A 16,524-nucleotide genomic window follows, 5' to 3' on the forward strand; every position below is an offset into this window, starting at 1 on the left:
TTCTGAAGGGGGTCTTCCGTGGCGAATTTGGTTCGATTCGGCGTCTCGATGGATGCCGGTCTGTTAAAACAATTCGATGAAATGATCGAGGAGAAAAAATACACCAACCGTTCCGAGGCGCTGCGCGATTTGATTCGGGATCATCTGGTCGAGCAGGAGTGGGACGAAAACAAGGAGACGATCGGGACGATCACCATCGTCTACGATCACGGCGTCCATGAGTTGATGGAAAAATTGACCGATCTCCAGCACCTCTATTCAAAGTTGATCCGGTCGACCCTTCATATCCATCTCGACGAACATCGTTGCCTGGAGGTGCTGGTGGTGAGGGGACGGGCCGGAGAGATCAGGAAGATTGCCGATTCCTTGATCTCCACCAAAGGGGTCAAACATGGAAAGCTGACCGCCACGACGACCGGGAAGGACCTCAGCTAGAAATGTCCGCTCATCCAAACGGCGAGAAAGCACTGGTTTCGCTCCAGGCAGTGACCTGCGGTTATCCCAAAAAAACTGTTTTTCAAAATCTCACCCTTCAGCTTTACCCCGGACAATTCGCCGGCTTGGTCGGTCCGAGCGGGACCGGAAAGTCGACCCTCCTCAAGGCCATCTTAGGGATCGTTCCGATTCTTTCCGGTTCGGTCTCCGTATCGGGAACGCAGGTTTCCGAGCAGAGCCTGCCTCACGTCGGATATGTTCCGCAGATTGAGACGGTCGATTGGGACTTCCCCGTCACGGTAGAGCAGGTCGTGGCGATGGGACTCTACCGGGAGTCGTCACGTCTTCCCTGGCTGACCGGAGCGGAGCGCGCCCGGATTCACGCGTTGCTCGAACAGCTCGGCATCGGCGCCTACGCGCATCGGCATATCAAGGCGTTGTCGGGGGGCGAGCAGCAGCGGGTTTTCCTGGCGCGGGCGTTGGTCGGAAATCCGAAACTCTTGATCCTGGACGAGCCGACCTCCGGCGTCGATCTGAAAACCCAACATGCCATCCTTCATCTGCTCGGAGAGTTGAATCGAAGCGGGGTCACCATCCTCTTGACGACGCACGACCTGAACGCCGTCGCGCGGCATCTTCCCTGGGTCATCTGCTTCAACCAGATCATTATTGCACAAGGGTATCCCGAAGAGATTTTCACCTCGGCCATTCTCTCCAGAACCTACGATTCGGAGATGTCGGTGGTCCGCCAGGGGGATGTCATCCTGGTGGACGACAGCCCAAAGGCCGGATTGCACTTCAAGAAACAGAATCATTCTTCAGCCCAAGGACCCCATTGAATTTCGTAACGGCCCCCCTTCAATATGAATTTTTTGTTCACGGTTTGATTGCCGCCTCGCTGGTCGGCGCGATCTGCGGACTGATCGGCGTTTACATCGTTCTAAGAAGGATGAGCTACATCGGGCATGGGCTTTCCCACGCGGTCTTCGGCGGCGCCGTGGTGAGTTATGTGATGAACTGGAATTTTTATCTCGGGGCCGGATTGTGGGGATTTCTCTCGGCCCTTTTGATCAACATGGTGACCCGCCGGAAAAAGATCGGCGCCGACGCCGCCATCGGCGTCGTGACGACCGCGAGCTTCGCAATCGGTGTGGCGATCATTAGCCAATACCGCCGCTTCACGAAAAACTTCGAAGCCGCGCTCTTTGGGAACATTCTCGGCGTGACGACGCAGGATCTCTGGGCGATCGCCGCCGTCACCGCGATTTCCGGCCTGCTGATTTTTATTTTCTACCGGCAGTTTCTCTTCACGACGTTCGATGCGGAGGTGGCGCGGATTTACGGGGTTCCGACGGGGTGGGTCGAATCGCTTTTCTCGCTGATGCTGGCGGCGACGATCATCGTCTCGATGCAGGTGATGGGGGTCACGATGATCGCCGCGGCGATCGTCTTCCCGGCGGTCGCCTCCCGCCTTGTCACCGACAGCTTCAACAAGATGGTTTTTCTTTCGACCCTGATCGGTTTTCTTTGCGGCGTCGTCGGAATGTATTCGAGCTTCTATTTCAATGTCTCATCGGGAGCGACGATTGTCCTAGTCGCCGCGCTCTTTTTCATGATCGCCTATGCTTATCATTTGATCAAGGAGAGCGGCTTTTCCACCCGGAAGGAGTCGATCGCACCGGTTGAGCCTGCCCCGGCGCACGACCATCCGCACGACCACGGCGGCCTTCAACACGTCCACGAACATTCCCACCAAAAAACATCCGCCCATCACAAGGGGGAACCTCCCGAGTCGCGCTGAATCGACGGTCAGATAATTCGACTACTCTTTCTTTAATTGAATGTCATACGATCCGAGAAGTCCTGCTGACGGAGGAGCATTCGGAGAGCGCTGGACATGCGCATAAAGGGTAGTTGTATTGCTGGCCGTCCAGTTAATCGATGAAGAGAGGGTGGTCTGGTCATTGTTGGGGCAGGTGCTGTTTCCTGTGAAGAGATTGGTGCCGCAGTTCTGATGATTCCGGCCGTTTCGATTATCGTTTTGCAACCCGGACAGCGGCGTGCTGGAATTTGGGGAATCGGTGATGAAGAGATAAGTATCGGCTCCGTTCGCGAGGTTCACGGTTTCCAGCGTGTACTTCATTCCCGCTGTCACGGAGAAGGGGATGACATCTTCGTCACCTGCTGCAGCAGCGGGGGAGGTTTGATAAAGGGTATGTTCCTGTGCGGCGCCATTTTCGGTCAATGCGGTTTCTTCGGGGGTTTGACCGCTCGTCTCGGAAGCGTCGGCGAAGAGGTCCATCTTTCGCTCCACCATGATCGATTGGAGGGCGGCGGCCGAGCCGGGATAGCTCGATTCGAATTGCAGCCAGAATGTCTCCATCGTTGCCGGTACGGCATCGGTAAATTGAAGGAGCGTCTGCCAGATCGGCTCAAAACCGAGGGCGATTTGGTCATGGGACTCAATTACGGGAGAGACCAGCGTGGCCGAATCGTCAAATAGGTCCCAAAGAACGCCGGTGACGGCGATCTCGCTGGTGGTATAAATGGCGACGCTGTTGAGGGTTGACGGCGCGGGTGCGGAGGAGTAATCCTCGAGATTGAATGAGAAAGAGCCCCCCGTCGACGTATCTACATAGACGGGGTTGTTCCGAACGGCGCTGGAGAAGAAATTTCCCCAGCCCTCCGACCAGCTCAACCGGATATCTTGTTTATTGTCGGTGATGAAATGCGCTCCGCCGGGAGAATCGTCTATGGAGAAGTGACGAACGGCGAAGTGGCCGTATTCGTGAGCGATGACGGAATCGTCGTATTCGTCGTGATCTCCGTCCGCATCTCCGCCTCCTAAAATAAAAATGGCGTCGAGTTGATCGTCATAGAAACTTCCCTCCGAACTCCCGGGTTCCCAGTAAGCCACCAGAAGGGGAGGGACGCAGGGGACGGTCGCCGGCGGCTTGCAGAGGCCTCCGTCCTGCTGGATGAATTCGCTCGACATCGAGAAGACGTCGAGGATATTGAAAAGGCCGCCGACGCCGGAATCGACGGTGGCGGTGACCTCAAGATTGGTGAAAGTGGTTCCGCTGCTGTCGTCGAACCCGGATGAGATCAAAGAGAGAAGGGCTTCTTCGTCCGGATTGTTTCGGATCTCAATTCGGGTTGGATTGTTCGGTTCCGTTTTGGAAACAACCTCGATATAGATACCTGCCCGCCGGCCGGAGTTGTCGATCACAGGAAAATCTGTATTGGGAAAACTAAAGTTACCGTCATTATCCGTGACACCGGTGGCGATTGTGGCGAAGCCGTCGATCGCCACGAGATTGACGACAGTTCCCCGGACCGGCAAAAACTCGGTGTCGCCGGTGAACCCTTCCATATCGTAGGGCCGATCTTCATATTGGACTGTTCCGGAGAAGGTGAGATTGCTCTGGCCGGAGTTGGGGCTGAGCACGCCGACCATCGCGCTTCCGCTGACGGTTTTGGTGATATTTCCGGATTTGTACGTTCCGGTGACCGCAATGATCGCAACGCCAATCTCGTTCCCGGTGGCTACGCCGTTTGAATCGATGCCGGCGACGGTGGGATCGAGTGACTGCCAGCTAAAAGAGACATTGTCTACTTCTTTTCCGGAGGAGGTGAGCGCGACCGCGGAGAAAGATCGCGTCTCCCCCACGATCAGGTTTCCTTGTTCAGGGGTAATCACGATTTGGGTGGCGGTTCCGGATCCACTGCCGCCGCCTCCGCCGCCGCAGGCGGATAAAAGAAAAAGGCAGAGTCCTAGCGCAGCCTGAAGGTGGGTTCGATTGAGCATGATCTCATTTCCCTTTGAATTGGAGAATGGTCTCTCCCCCTTCTTTCCGCTTGACGGAGGGGGGGCGGCGCGGCGAGTCTTTTTTTGCTTCATTGAGGGTCAGGGTCGCCTTTTCCACAAACTTTTCTCCTGCGGTTAATTCGATGACGGCCTTGCCGGTCACTTGATGGGGGGCCTTATTCGGGCTTTGAACAATTAACTCGATCTGTTTCGTCTCCCCCTTTTTCAACGGACCCTCCCACTCTTCCTCTCCTTCAACCAGTGAAAGGCCGAGCGGGAGCTCAAGAGAAAGATCGACATGGCTGATATCGACATTGGCCCTCGCAATCATCATCAGCTGGCTCTGCCCTCCGGAAAGGGGGATCTGCTGAAGGGAGAGCTGCAACGGCGGGCGGGGTTTAATCGCCCAGGCGGGGGGAGTGATCGTCATCACAAAAAGGAAAGCAGCGAAGATCCAAAGGACAATCTTGTGATAAAACATGGTTCACCCTTCCAAATTTAGTTTCTAGTTTACCATATTTGGCGGTTTCTTCCCGGTTAGGGCGGCGACCAAATTTTCCAGGACGATCCGCCCCATTCGGATGCGGGTTTCCAGGGAGGCGGAGCCGAGGTGGGGGAGAAGTACGGCTTCATCTCTCTCGCGCAATGCCCGGGGGAGGCTTGGTTCTTCTTCGAAGACATCGAGACCGGCCCCCGCGATCTTTTTCTGATGGAGCGCGTCGATCAGTGCCTTTTCGTCGACGATCGGTCCGCGCGCGGTGTTGATCAGGAATGCCGTCGGTTTCATGCGCCGGAGGGCCTTTCGGTCGATCAGATGGCGAGACTCCTTCGTCAACGGAAGGTGAAGGGAGACAAAGTCCGATTCCCTTAGGAGATCCGGCAACGGAAGAAAAGAGAGCCGAAGCCGCTTCTCATCTCGAGCGGGCAAGCGGTGACGGTTGTGGTAAACGACCCGCATCTGAAAACCGATCGCGCGCCTGGCGACCGCCTGTCCGATCCGCCCCATTCCGATGATGCCGAGTGTTTTTCCAAAAACATCGCCCCCGAGGAGCTGTGTTGGGGCCCATCCGGTCCACTTTCCGGACCGGGCGAGCCGCTCCCCCTCGGGGAGGCGCCGAGCGGCGGCCAGGATTAAAGCCCAGGTGAGGTCGGCGGTCGTTTCGGTGAGAACCCCCGGTGTGTTGGTGACGAAGATGCCCCTCTCCCGCGCGGCGATCAAATCGATGTTGTTATAACCGACCGCGTAGTTGGCGACGATCCGAAGACGGGATGCGGCGTGGATGATCTCCCGGTCGATCGGATCGCTCAACATCGAAATGAGTCCTTCTGCGTTGCGGAGGCCGCGAAGGATCTCCTTCTTAGAAAGGGGGCGATCTTCACGGTTGTACCGGAGCCGGAAGTGCCGTCGGATCTCTTTCATCACCGGATCGGGAAGGGCGCGGGTTAAGAAAACGGTCGGCGTCATGACCGGCGATGATAACGGAGTTCATTCGTTTTGACAAGAGGCGCGTGACAAATCCTCTCCTTTGACGTCCCAATAAAAATGTCCTATCATAAGGCGACATGAAAAAGCTGACTTTCTTTGCCTCCCTCATTCTTCTCTTTCTTTTCCTTTTTGCTTGGAATCGTCCCGATCAAGAGACCGACGGCGGCTCGACATTCAGAATGAACATCGCCTCGGAGCCGCCGACGCTCGATTGGTCGCTTGCGACCGACAACGTTTCGATCCGGGTCCTTGAAAACCTGATGGAAGGTCTGGCCGAATATGACGAGGCGCTTCGACCCCAACCGGCCATTGCAAAGGGGTGGGCGGTTTCGCCCGACGGACTTCGTTATCTCTTTATCTTAAGAGATGATGTCTTCTGGACCGATGGGAAGCAGGTGACGGCGCATGACTTCGAATATTCCTGGAAGCGGCTGCTCGATCCGAAAACCGCGTCGGAATACGCTTATTTCCTCTACGACATTCGGAACGCGGTCGAATATAACAGCGGGGAGCTGAAAGATCCCGATCAGGTGGGGGTGAAGGCGATCGATGAAAAGACCCTTCAAGTCGATCTGAAAAAGCCGGCGGTCTATTTCCCGTCGATCACCACCTTCACGGCGACTTTTCCACTGAGGCGCGACGTGATCGAGCGATATGGAGACCGCTGGACCGAACCGGAAAACATCATCACCTGCGGCCCCTTTCGCCTCAAGGAATGGCGGCACGAGTACCGTCTGATTTTGGAGGCGAATGAGCGATACCATGGCGGCCGTCCGGCGCTCGACCGGGTGATCTTCTATGTCGTCGAGGAAGATACGACCGCGCTGACACTCTATGAGACCGATCACCTCGACCGGGTCGCCCTTCCCCCGGTGGCGATCCCCCGATACAAAGACCACCCCGACTATCTTCGGGCCCCTTTTTTAAGAGGCTATTACTACGGCTTCAATGTTCAGAAAGCCCCCTTCAACGATCCCCGCGTGCGACAGGCTTTCTCGATGGCGGTCGATCGGAGCGAGATCCCGCAGATCTTGAAGGGAGGGGAGATCCCGGCGACTTCCTGGATTCCGGCGGGGATGTTCGGGCACAATCCGAAGATCGGGCTCGGCTTCAATCCGGAAAAAGCGAAGGCCCTCTTGGCGGAGGCAGGTTATCCGGGCGGGACCGGATTGCCGCCGATCACCCTCGGGTTCAACACCGATCCGACCAATCGTCTGATCGCGGAGAACATCCAGGCGCAGTGGAAGCGAAATTTAGGGGTGACGGTCGGACTCGATAACATGGAGTGGAAGGTTTATCTGAAGCGGTTGCGGGAAGATCCCCCGTCGATTTTTCGGCTGGGATGGGGGGCCGACTATCCCGATCCCGACAACTTCATGAACCTCTTCACCGGCACGAGCGGAAACAACCATACTCAATGGGAAAACGCCGAATACGACCGTCTCATCGCCGAGGCGGCGAGCGAGCCGGATGAAACCCGACGGATCGGCCTTTACGATGAGGCCCAGCGGATCTTGACCGAGAAAGAGGCGCCGATCATGCCGCTCTTCTTTGCGGCGCAGAATCTTTTGATCAAGCCGTCCATTCAGGGATTGGAGGTGAACGCGATGGATCTGCTTTACCTCAAGAAAGTGCAGAAGAGAGGTTAAAGCCGTTCAGTTATCTCCGGCCAAAGCCGTCATCTTTTCCTCCTGGGGTGTTGTGTTTGATATTTCTTTTCGATCCGGATGATCTGATTGACCCGGCGCCGGTGCCGGCCTCCTTGGAATTTTCCATCCAGCCAGGCCTGAACGATTTTTGAAATCTCTTCCTTGTTGTTTTCCCAACCGCCCAACACCAGGAGATTTGCATCGTTGTGTTCGCGGCTCAGCCGCGCATCTTTCACGCTTCCGACCAGCGCGGCCCGGATGCCCGGAATTTTATTGGCTGCGATGGAAGCGCCGATTCCGGTCCCGCAGGCCAGAATGCCTCTGCCGCCCCGCTTCGCAACGACCTTCAAGGCAACCTTCTCCGCATACTCCGGATAATCATCCGACGGGATCATCTCATACGCGCCGACATCTTCGATCCGATAGCCCCACCTCTCCAGGAGATTTTTAATCCGTTCTTTTATCTCGAATCCCGCATGATCGCTTCCGACCACAATCGTCTTCATCGGAGATCCTTCCCGAGGAGCGCGGCGGCGTCCTGATCTAAAAAAAAGAGACGCGCCCCCTTCCGGGGTTGAACCATGCGGGCGGGGAGGTCGGTTGATGGAGAATCGTCCGAAAGAACATCTCTGATAATCGACCTCTTCTCTTTCCCTGCCGCGAGGAAGATCACCCGCCGCGCATGATTGAGCGCCGGCAGGGTGAGGGTCAAACGCACGGCGTTGAGTTTCTCGACGTAAGGTGCGGCGACCCACCGAACCGTCTCCTTCAAAACCGGCGATCCGGGGAACAATGACGCCGTATGCCCGTCCGATCCGATGCCAAGCAAGACGAGGTCGAACGAAGGCCATCCCGGATCCGACGGACCGAAGAAATCGTGGAGGGTTTTTTCATACTCATCGGCCGCCGCTTGAAGATCGCTCCTCTCGCCCCGCATCCGATGGACATTTTGAGGCGGGATCGGGACGTGAGAAATCAACGTCTCATTCGCCAGATGATAGTTTGAATCGGGATGACCGGGGGGGACGGCGCGTTCGTCTCCCCAAAAAAGGTGGACCGACTTCCAGGAAATCTTCTCTGCAAACGCGGCGCTCACCAACGACCGGTAAAGCGCCCGGGGAGTCGCGCCGCCGGCCAGCGCCGCCGAAAAGCGGCCGCGAAGCGAGACCGCCTCTTGGGCAAGTCGGACGAAGGATCGGGCGGCCTGATCTCCAAGGTCCTCCCGGTCGCGGCAGATCACGATCTCTTCAGGGGGACCGCCAGTGGCGCCCATCGCGTTCGATAAGCTCATCCGCCTCCTTCGGCCCCCAGCTTCCGGCTTCATAACTCGGAAGAGAAGAGGCAGCGCTTTCCTTCCATCGGTTCAGAACCGGAGCGAGAATCGACCAGGACCAATCGATCCACTCCTCCCGCGAGAAGAGCATCGGATCTCCCGCCAGACAATCCAACAACAGCCGCTCATAGGCATCGGGGGAGGGGACCTGAAAGGCGCCGTGGTAATTAAAGTCCATCGTCACCGACCCCATGCAGAGTTTCGCCCCCGGGCGTTTCGCCTGGAAGGTGAGGGAGATTCCCTCGCTTGGTTGGACGCTCAGCACCAGCGTGTTCGGCTCGATCTTCTCCGAGAAGAGCGGCTTGAAGAGAAGATGCGGGACCTGCTTGAATTCGATGGCGATCTCGGTCGCCTTTTTGGCGAGCCGCTTCCCGGATCGCAGATAGAAGGGAACCCCCTGCCACCGCCAATTGTCGACATAGAGCTTCAGCGCGGCGAAGGTCTCGGTATGGGATTGAGGGGCGACCCCCGGCTCGCTTTGATATCCGACAACCGGACGATCTTCGATCAGGCCGGCTTGGTATTGTCCTCGAACAGCAAACCGATCGACCTCCTCGGCAGAGATGGGCCGGACCGATCGTAAGACCTTGGTCTTCTCATCCCGGATCGCTTCCGCCTCGAAGCTCGCCGGCGGCTCCATGCCGACCACGCAAAGAAGTTGAAGCAGGTGGTTCTGAAACATATCGCGGAGTGCGCCCGCGCTCTCGTAATAGCCGGCGCGGCGCTCGACACCGAGACGCTCCGCGGCGGTCACTTGCACATGGTCGATGTAGCGCCGATTCCAGATCGGCTCGAAGATCGTATTGGCGAAGCGAAAGAAAAGAATGTTTTGGACCGCTTCTTTCCCCAGGAAGTGATCGATCCGGTAAACCTGCTCCTCCCGAAAAGCCGCACGGACCTGGCGGTTCAGCGCCCGGGCCGATTCGAGGTCCGCGCCGAACGGCTTTTCGATGATGATCCGAGTCCATCCCTTCCCGGAGGATCGGTTGAGCCCCGCCGTCCCAAGCTGACCGATAATTTCAGAATAAAGAGAAGGGGGGGTGGCGAGGTAGATCAGCCGGTTTCCGCCGGTTCGGTTGTTCTGATCGAGTTGGATCAGCCGTTCTTTCAGAAAGGGATAATACTCCGGGTCATGTGAGTCGCCGGCCAAATAATAAAACCGGCTCATGAAGGCGTTTCGGGGAGAAGGGCTTGCAGACCGGGCGGCTGGAAGGGCCTCAAGGGATTGGGCGACGGTTTTACGAAAGCCTTCGTCGTCCATCGCGGTCCTTCCAATGCCGACCACGTACCATTGATCGGGAAGAAGGTTCCCTTGGTCCAAGTGGAAGAGGGCGGGGATCAGCTTACGGTGGGTCAAATCGCCGGAAGCGCCGAAGATGATGATGCCGCACGGTTCCGGAACCGATTCCGCGCAGTCGCTCTGCCGGGTGATCCCCCCGGAGACCACGGCCGGCGGCGGCGCTTCATTTTTTTGATTTTGTTCCATGGCCTCCAAACTCCTTTCGAAGCGCGGCGATAAACTGGTCGGAGAATCGGTCTTCTTGGCGCGACTGAAAACGGCGGAAGAGGGAGGTTGCAATCGCCGGGACGGGGACTCCTCGCTCGACCGCCTCCAAAATCGTCCAGCGTCCCTCGCCGGAATCGTCTACGTAACCTTTGACGCTGGAGAGGGTGGGATCTTTTTCAAAGGCCTCCTCCGCCAGCTCCAGAAGCCAGGAGCGGACGACGCTTCCCTGGTTCCAAAGGTGCGCCACCCTTTTGAAGTCGAATCCGAAAGGGGAGGCCTTCAAAAGCTCAAACCCTTCCCCGTAGGCTTCCAACATCGCATATTCGATTCCGTTGTGGACCATCTTCGCAAAATGTCCCGCCCCGTTTTTGCCGCAGTAGAGATAACCGTCGGGTGGGGCGAGCGTCTTGAAAATCGGTTCAAGTTTCTTGAAGCGCTCTTCTTCCCCGCCGATCATCAAGCAATAACCAACTGAAAGTCCCCAGATTCCTCCGCTGGTTCCGACATCAAGAAAAGAAATTTCTTTTTTCTGTAGGGCCTCCGCCCGTTGAATCGCATCCTTATAATAAGAGTTTCCGCCGTCGATGAGAATATCCCCCGAAGAGAGGTGGGGAAGGAGGGTGCTGATCGTCTCCGCCACCGGCTCTCCTGCCGGCACCATGATCCAAACGGCGCGGGGCCGCTCCAGCTTTCCGATCAGATCGGCGAGGGAGGTCGCCCCGACCGCGCCGTGGCGGGTGATCTGCTGCACGGCGTCCGGGGTTCGATCATAACCGACGACGGCGTGTCCCCCCTCCGCGAGTCGTTGCACCATGTTGGCCCCCATTCGTCCCAGTCCGATAAATCCGATTTGCATCGGTTGCTCCTTCTATTTGTATGCGGGTTGTATGTGGGGCCGGCGCTGGAGGCAGTCTTTGATTTCAGATCCTCACACCAGGTGCGCCATGCCCCACACCCTTCAGGCGATCTTTTTGGCGAGCATGTTCCGCCGCTTCTCCGCAAGGCGGGCAAACAATTTCTCAAATGACTCCGAGAACGACTTCACCCCTTCTTCCTGAATGTCATGGGTCATTCGTCGGAGATGAATCCCGATTGCGGATAGTTTCTGGAGCGTCTCGCGCGCTTCGCCGAGGTTTTCTTCCAAACTCGGCCGAACCTTTCCATGGTCTTTAAAAGCGGCGAGGGTGGCGGGCGGAACGGTATTGATCGTTTCCTGTCCGATCAACGCTTCTACATAGAGCAGATCCGGGTAATTTGGGTTTTTGGTTCCGGTGCTGCCCCACAAAACGCGTTGGAGAGAGACCCCCTGCTTTTGGAGTTCGAGAAAGTCTGGACCTTGAAAGATCTCTTTGAATTTTTGATAGATCATCTTGGAGTTGGCAATGCCGGCTTTGCCGAGGAGGGCCTTGAACGCCGCCCGCTCCGCCTCGATCCCGGCCTCCTGAATGTGCGCTTCCAACAGCCGATCGACAGCGGTATCGATCCGGCTGACGAAAACAGAGGCGACCGACCGGATCGACGCCACCGGCCGGCCTTGTTGGAGCCGGCTTTTGATCCCCGCGATGTAGGCGCTCGCCACCTGCTCGTATCGCTCCAGCGAAAAAAGAAGGGTGATGTTGATCGAGATCCCCTCCGCCGTCAGGGCTTCAATCGCCGGAATTCCAGCCTCGGTGGCCGGGACTTTGATCATCACATTCGGCCGGTCCAGCCGGGGGTGGAGCGCTTTGGCCGCTGCGATCGTTGCTACGGTCTGATGGGCGAGCGCCGGGTTCAGCTCGATCGAAACAAATCCGTCCGCGCCGTTCGTCCTCTCATAAATCGGACGAAAGAGATCGGCCGCCATCTGGATATCTTTGATCGTCAGCGCATCGATGATTTCCGAGACCTCCTTCCTTTCCGAGACGAGCCGCCGGATGTCCCCGTCATAGTCGGCGCTCTCTCCGATCGCCTTCTCGAAGATCGTCGGGTTGGAGGTCAGTCCGGTCAACCCCTCATCGATCAGCCGTTGCAGCGCTCCGGAGGTGATCAAGGCGCGATTTACATTGTCGAGCCAGAGGCTCTGGCCCTGCTTCTGTAGTTCCTTAATCGGATTTTTCTTCATGACCCTTTCCTCCTTCCCGCGCCGGCCCCGGAAGGGGCGTTGAGAAGAGGCCGGGCGTGGGCCAGCACATTTTCCACGGTAAACCCCAGCTCCCGCATCACCACCTCGCCGGGAGCCGATGCGCCAAATCGGTTCAAGCCAATCATGGCCCCGCTCCCTCCGACGTAACGCTCCCAGCCGAAGGTCGAAGCGGCCTCGATCGAGATCCGCGCCGTGACCTCCGGGGGGAGGACCGCCGTGCGATAGGAGACCGGTTGCCGCTCGAAGAGTTCCCAGCTCGGCATGCTGACCACCCGGACGGCGGCCCCTTCTTTCTCCAATGCCTGCGCCGCTTCCACCGCCAGATGGACCTCCGAGCCGGTCGCGATCAAAATCATCTCCGCCGCGCGCCCTTCCGTCTCGCTCAGGACATACGCCCCCTTCTCCAATTGATCGGCCGGGGCGGACCGGCTTCGATCGATGAGGGGAATTTTCTGCCGTGTGAGGATCAACGCGACCGGTCCTTTGCGCCGCGCGACGGCCAAGCGCCATGCCGTGGCGGTCTCCGTCGCATCGGCCGGACGGATCACGGTTAGATTCGGGATTGCCCTCAAGCCGGCCAACTGCTCGATCGGTTGATGGGTCGGCCCGTCTTCTCCCAGGCCGATGCTGTCGTGGGTGAAGATATAGATTACCGGCAGCTCCATCAGCGCCGCGAGACGGATCGAGGCTTTCATGTAATCGGAGAAGATCAGAAAGGTTCCCCCATACGGGATCACGCCGCCATGGAGCGCCATTCCGTTGAGGGCCCCTCCCATCGCATGCTCGCGGACGCCGAAGTGGAGGGTGCGCCCCTCATAATGCCCCGCGAGAAAATCGCCGAGCCCTTTCTGGGTGGTATCATTCGAAGGGGCGAGGTCGGCCGATCCGCCGATCAGGTTTGAGAGCCGGGGGGCGGTGAGGTTGAGCACTTCTCCGAAGGCGCGCCGGGTTGCGGTCGCCCCCTTCGGCTGGTATTTTTTGATCTCGGAGTCCCACCCCTCCGGTCGCTCGCCTTTCACCATGCGCTGCCACTCCTTTGCCAGATCGGGATCGGCGGCGGCGTAGGCGTCGAATCGGCGCTGCCACTCCGCTTCCAGCCGCTCTCCTCTCCCGGCCGTTTTTCGATAATGTGCGAGCGCGGGCTCGGGAACATAGAAGTCGGGCTCCGTCGGCCAACCGAGATGTTCTTTCGTCAGCCGGACCTCTTCTTCCCCCAGCGGCTCACCGTGCGCCTGGGCGCTGTCTTGTCTGTTCGGACTTCCGTAGCCGATATGGGTCCGGACGATGATGAGAGACGGGCGCTCGGTCTCGGCCTGGGCCGCTTGAATCGCCTTCGACATCGCCGCAAGATTATTCCCATCGGGCAGGGGGCCGATTACGTTCCAGCCGTACGCTTCAAAACGTTTTTTGACATCTTCACGGAAGGCGAGGTCGGTGCTCCCTTCGATCGTGATTTGATTGGCGTCGTAGAAGCAGATCAACTTTTCAAGTTGAAGATGTCCGGCAAGCGAGGCCGCCTCCGAAGCGATCCCTTCCATCATGTCGCCGTCGCTGGCGATGACATAGGTGTGATGATCGACGATGGAATGGCCGGGACGGTTAAAGTGCGCCGCCAGAAAGCGCTCGGCGATCGCCATTCCGACCCCGTTGGCAAATCCCTGCCCCAGCGGGCCGGTCGTGGTTTCGACGCCGGAAGGGACATGGCCCTGCTCCGGATGGCCGGGGGTCTTGCTCTCCCACTGCCGAAACCGCTTGATCTCTTCCAGCGACAGATCGTAGCCGGTCAAGTAGAGCAAGCTGTAGAGGAGCATCGAGGCATGTCCCGCCGAGAGGACAAAGCGATCCCGATCGGGCCAATGGGGATTGTTCGGGTTGTGTTTTAAAAACTGCGTCCAGAGAAGATAACCCAACGGGGCCAGCCCCATCGGGGTGCCGGGATGGCCGGAGTTGGCCTTTTGCACCGCATCGGCGGACAACATCCGGATGGTGTTGATGCAGAGTTGATCGAGATCGTGCTCTTTCAGATCCATTCGCCCTCCTCCAACGTCGATTCTCTCGTCCTCTTCGCCGCCCCTCAGAACAGAATAAGCCGGGCTTGATCGCTTCTTTTAGTCTGCACCATTCGGCTCGACAACGTCTACCCCCATCCTCCGAATTCCAGATGGGGAGGGCAGAACGTAGAATAGACCCGATCCATCATAGCGGGTGGAATAAAAATATTCAATCGGACGAGACCGCTCTTGGGAGAGATCGATCTCCGGATTACATCAAATCTAGACTTCGGTCGGCGGAAAGGATACACTGTCGCCTTGGGACTCAGATGCAACGCATCATCCGTTTCAAAGGTACCCAATGATCCTGACCTTCATTCTTCGCCGCATCCTCTGGGCGATCCCGGTTCTCTGGGTGGTCGCGACCCTCACCTTTTTCATCATGCATATCGTGCCGGGAGGGCCGTTTGACCGGGAGAAGAAGCTTCCTCCGGAGATCAAGGCGAACGTCGAGGCGAAGTACCATCTCGACCAGCCGCTCCACAGGCAGTATCTCCTCTACATGAAGGGATTGGTCCAGGGAGATCTGGGGCCGTCTTATAAGTATCTGGGAAGGACGGTCAACGACGTCATCGGCGACACCCTTCCCGTTTCGATCCAGTTGGGCCTGCTGGCGCTCGGCATCGCCGTTCTGTTCGGCTTGATCGCCGGGATGATCTCCTCGATGACCGCCCATTCCTTCTGGGATCGGTTCAGCATGTTTCTTGCCACGGCGGGGATTTCGACGCCGAACTTCGTCCTCGGCGCGTTGCTGGTTTATCTCTTCTCCCATCGGTATCAAATTTTTCCGCCGGCCCTTTGGGAAGACTTCCGCTATGCGATCCTTCCCGCGGTCACGTTGGGTCTCGCGCCGGCGGCCTACATCGCGCGGCTGAGCCGGTCGAGCATCCTCGAAACGAACCGGCAGGATTACGTCCGGACCGCCCGGTCGAAGGGGCTCTCCGAGGCGGCGATCCTCTTCCGGCATGTTTTGAAAAACGCCCTCTCCCCGGTGGTGACGATCTTGGGCCCGCTGACGGCGGCGTTGGTCACCGGGTCGTTCGTCGTCGAGTTCATCTTCTCCGTTCCGGGGATGGGGAAATTTTTCATCACCGCCGTGACCAATCGGGATTACCCGCTGATCATGGGGGTGACCCTCATCTATGCCGTCTTGATCGTCGTCGCGAACCTTCTGGTCGATATTTTTTATACGTTCATCGACCCGCGCGTGAAATTATCGTAGGACCTGACTTGGAAGGGAATCCGTTCTGGAAACGGTTCAAGCACGACCGGCTCGCGATGGCGAGCCTGGGGGTGATCGCCTTGCTCTTTATCGTCGCCCTCTTCGGAAATGCGGCGGCCCCTTATCCGTTCGATTTACAGAACACGGCGGAGAGTCTCTCCCCCCCGAGCCGCGCCCACTGGATGGGAACCGACGAGCTGGGACGGGATCTTTTCTCAAGATTGATTTACGGCACCCGCGTGTCGATGTCGGTCAGCCTCCTCACCGCCCTCTCGGCGTTGGTCCTCGGGACGCTGTACGGCGCGATCTCCGGGTATGTCGGAGGGAAGATCGATAATTTGATGATGCGGGGGGTCGATGTCGTTTATGCCCTTCCCGATCTGCTGCTGATCATCCTGATTACGGTGGTGATCGGCCGGGGGATCGTCGGCGTCTTCTTGGCCCTGAGCTTGGTCGGATGGATCACCGTGGCGCGGCTGATCCGCGGAGAGGTTCTTCGCTTGAAGGAGTTGAGCTACATCGAGGCGGCGCGGTCGATGGGAGCGAGCCATGCGCGGATTCTTCTCCGACACGTTCTTCCAAACACGGTCGGGGTGTTGATCGTCACGCTGACCTTTCGGATTCCCTCGGCCATCCTGGCCGAATCGACCCTCAGCTTCATCGGCCTGGGACTGACCCCGCCGGCGGCCAGTTGGGGGACGCTGGCGAACGAGGGATGGAAGGCGCTCAAGTTTTATCCCCACCTGATCATCTTTCCGAGTCTTGCGATTTTCATCACGATGCTGGCATTTAATTTTTTAGGAGATGGGTTGCGCGATGCGCTCGATCCGGGTCACTCCGACGCGCCGGGGCCGATCCGGCGGACGGAGGTCAAACGGGTCGGGGCCTAATGTTCGGAGGAAGGTTGTTGC

Annotated in this window: 15 protein-coding genes; 6 read left to right on the forward strand and 9 right to left on the reverse strand. The window is 58.0% G+C overall.

Annotation, left to right across the window (positions count from 1 at the left end):
- The first annotated feature begins 18 nt into the window (after positions 1-18).
- From nikR to MNODULE_RS21040, 3 genes are read left to right on the forward strand one after another with little or no spacing between them, the layout of a single operon-like run.
- A complete protein-coding gene (nikR, locus tag MNODULE_RS21030) occupies positions 19-435 on the forward strand; it encodes a nickel-responsive transcriptional regulator NikR (protein ID WP_168063144.1) in 417 nt (138 codons plus the stop codon).
- A gap of 2 nt (positions 436-437) precedes the next feature.
- Positions 438-1,274: a metal ABC transporter ATP-binding protein gene (locus MNODULE_RS21035; RefSeq protein ID WP_168063145.1), complete on the forward strand. Its 837-nt coding sequence runs from the start codon at positions 438-440 to the stop codon at positions 1,272-1,274.
- A complete protein-coding gene (locus MNODULE_RS21040) occupies positions 1,271-2,236 on the forward strand; it encodes a metal ABC transporter permease (protein WP_168063146.1) in 966 nt (321 codons plus the stop codon). The genes MNODULE_RS21035 and MNODULE_RS21040 overlap by 4 nt, the downstream gene beginning before the upstream one ends.
- Positions 2,237-2,257: 21 nt before the next feature.
- Here MNODULE_RS21040 and MNODULE_RS21045 read toward each other — a convergent pair whose 3' ends face one another.
- From MNODULE_RS21045 to MNODULE_RS21055, 3 genes are read right to left on the reverse strand one after another with little or no spacing between them, the layout of a single operon-like run.
- A complete protein-coding gene (locus tag MNODULE_RS21045) occupies positions 2,258-4,243 on the reverse strand; it encodes an Ig-like domain-containing protein (protein WP_168063147.1) in 1,986 nt (661 codons plus the stop codon).
- 4 nt (positions 4,244-4,247) lie between these two features.
- Positions 4,248-4,724, reverse strand: coding sequence for a hypothetical protein (locus tag MNODULE_RS21050; RefSeq protein WP_168063148.1), 477 nt, complete (start codon positions 4,722-4,724; stop codon positions 4,248-4,250).
- 24 nt (positions 4,725-4,748) lie between these two features.
- On the reverse strand, positions 4,749-5,708 hold the full coding sequence (locus tag MNODULE_RS21055; RefSeq protein ID WP_168063149.1) for a 2-hydroxyacid dehydrogenase: 960 nt from the start codon (positions 5,706-5,708) through the stop codon (positions 4,749-4,751).
- Between the two features lie 98 nt (positions 5,709-5,806).
- Between MNODULE_RS21055 and MNODULE_RS21060 the strand changes: the two genes are divergently transcribed.
- The gene (locus MNODULE_RS21060; RefSeq protein ID WP_168063150.1) at positions 5,807-7,378 is read left to right on the forward strand and encodes a peptide ABC transporter substrate-binding protein; all 1,572 of its coding nucleotides are present in this window, start codon (positions 5,807-5,809) and stop codon (positions 7,376-7,378) included.
- A gap of 29 nt (positions 7,379-7,407) precedes the next feature.
- On the opposite strand, the gene rpiB is transcribed toward MNODULE_RS21060, so the two are convergent.
- The 6 genes from rpiB to tkt form a co-directional block, all read right to left on the reverse strand.
- Positions 7,408-7,884 carry a ribose 5-phosphate isomerase B gene (rpiB, locus tag MNODULE_RS21065; RefSeq protein WP_168063151.1) on the reverse strand — a complete coding sequence of 159 codons (477 nt, stop codon included), beginning with the start codon at positions 7,882-7,884 and terminating at the stop codon, positions 7,408-7,410.
- On the reverse strand, positions 7,881-8,669 hold the full coding sequence (gene pgl / locus MNODULE_RS21070) for a 6-phosphogluconolactonase (protein WP_202882300.1): 789 nt from the start codon (positions 8,667-8,669) through the stop codon (positions 7,881-7,883). The genes rpiB and pgl overlap by 4 nt, the downstream gene beginning before the upstream one ends.
- On the reverse strand, positions 8,626-10,197 hold the full coding sequence (zwf, locus tag MNODULE_RS21075; RefSeq protein WP_168063152.1) for a glucose-6-phosphate dehydrogenase: 1,572 nt from the start codon (positions 10,195-10,197) through the stop codon (positions 8,626-8,628). The genes pgl and zwf overlap by 44 nt, the downstream gene beginning before the upstream one ends.
- Positions 10,175-11,074: a phosphogluconate dehydrogenase (NAD(+)-dependent, decarboxylating) gene (gnd, locus tag MNODULE_RS21080; RefSeq protein WP_168063153.1), complete on the reverse strand. Its 900-nt coding sequence runs from the start codon at positions 11,072-11,074 to the stop codon at positions 10,175-10,177. The genes zwf and gnd overlap by 23 nt, the downstream gene beginning before the upstream one ends.
- 102 nt (positions 11,075-11,176) lie before the next feature.
- Entirely contained in the window at positions 11,177-12,319 is a 1,143-nt protein-coding gene (tal, locus tag MNODULE_RS21085) for a transaldolase (RefSeq protein WP_168063154.1), read from the reverse strand.
- Positions 12,316-14,370, reverse strand: coding sequence for a transketolase (gene tkt / locus MNODULE_RS21090; protein WP_168063155.1), 2,055 nt, complete (start codon positions 14,368-14,370; stop codon positions 12,316-12,318). Before tkt ends, tal begins: the two co-directional genes overlap by 4 nt.
- A 325-nt stretch (positions 14,371-14,695) precedes the next feature.
- Between tkt and MNODULE_RS21095 the strand changes: the two genes are divergently transcribed.
- Together MNODULE_RS21095 and MNODULE_RS21100 are read left to right on the forward strand one after the other, a co-directional pair.
- Positions 14,696-15,613 (forward strand): ABC transporter permease, encoded by a 918-nt coding sequence (locus MNODULE_RS21095; RefSeq protein ID WP_168063245.1) that lies wholly within the window; start codon positions 14,696-14,698, stop codon positions 15,611-15,613.
- An 8-nt stretch (positions 15,614-15,621) separates the two neighbouring features.
- Positions 15,622-16,503, forward strand: coding sequence for an ABC transporter permease (locus MNODULE_RS21100; protein WP_238339673.1), 882 nt, complete (start codon positions 15,622-15,624; stop codon positions 16,501-16,503).
- Positions 16,504-16,524: the final 21 nt, after the last annotated feature.

This window comes from Candidatus Manganitrophus noduliformans, assembly GCF_012184425.1.
GTDB classification, from domain to species: Bacteria; Nitrospirota; Nitrospiria; order SBBL01; family Manganitrophaceae; genus Manganitrophus; species Manganitrophus noduliformans.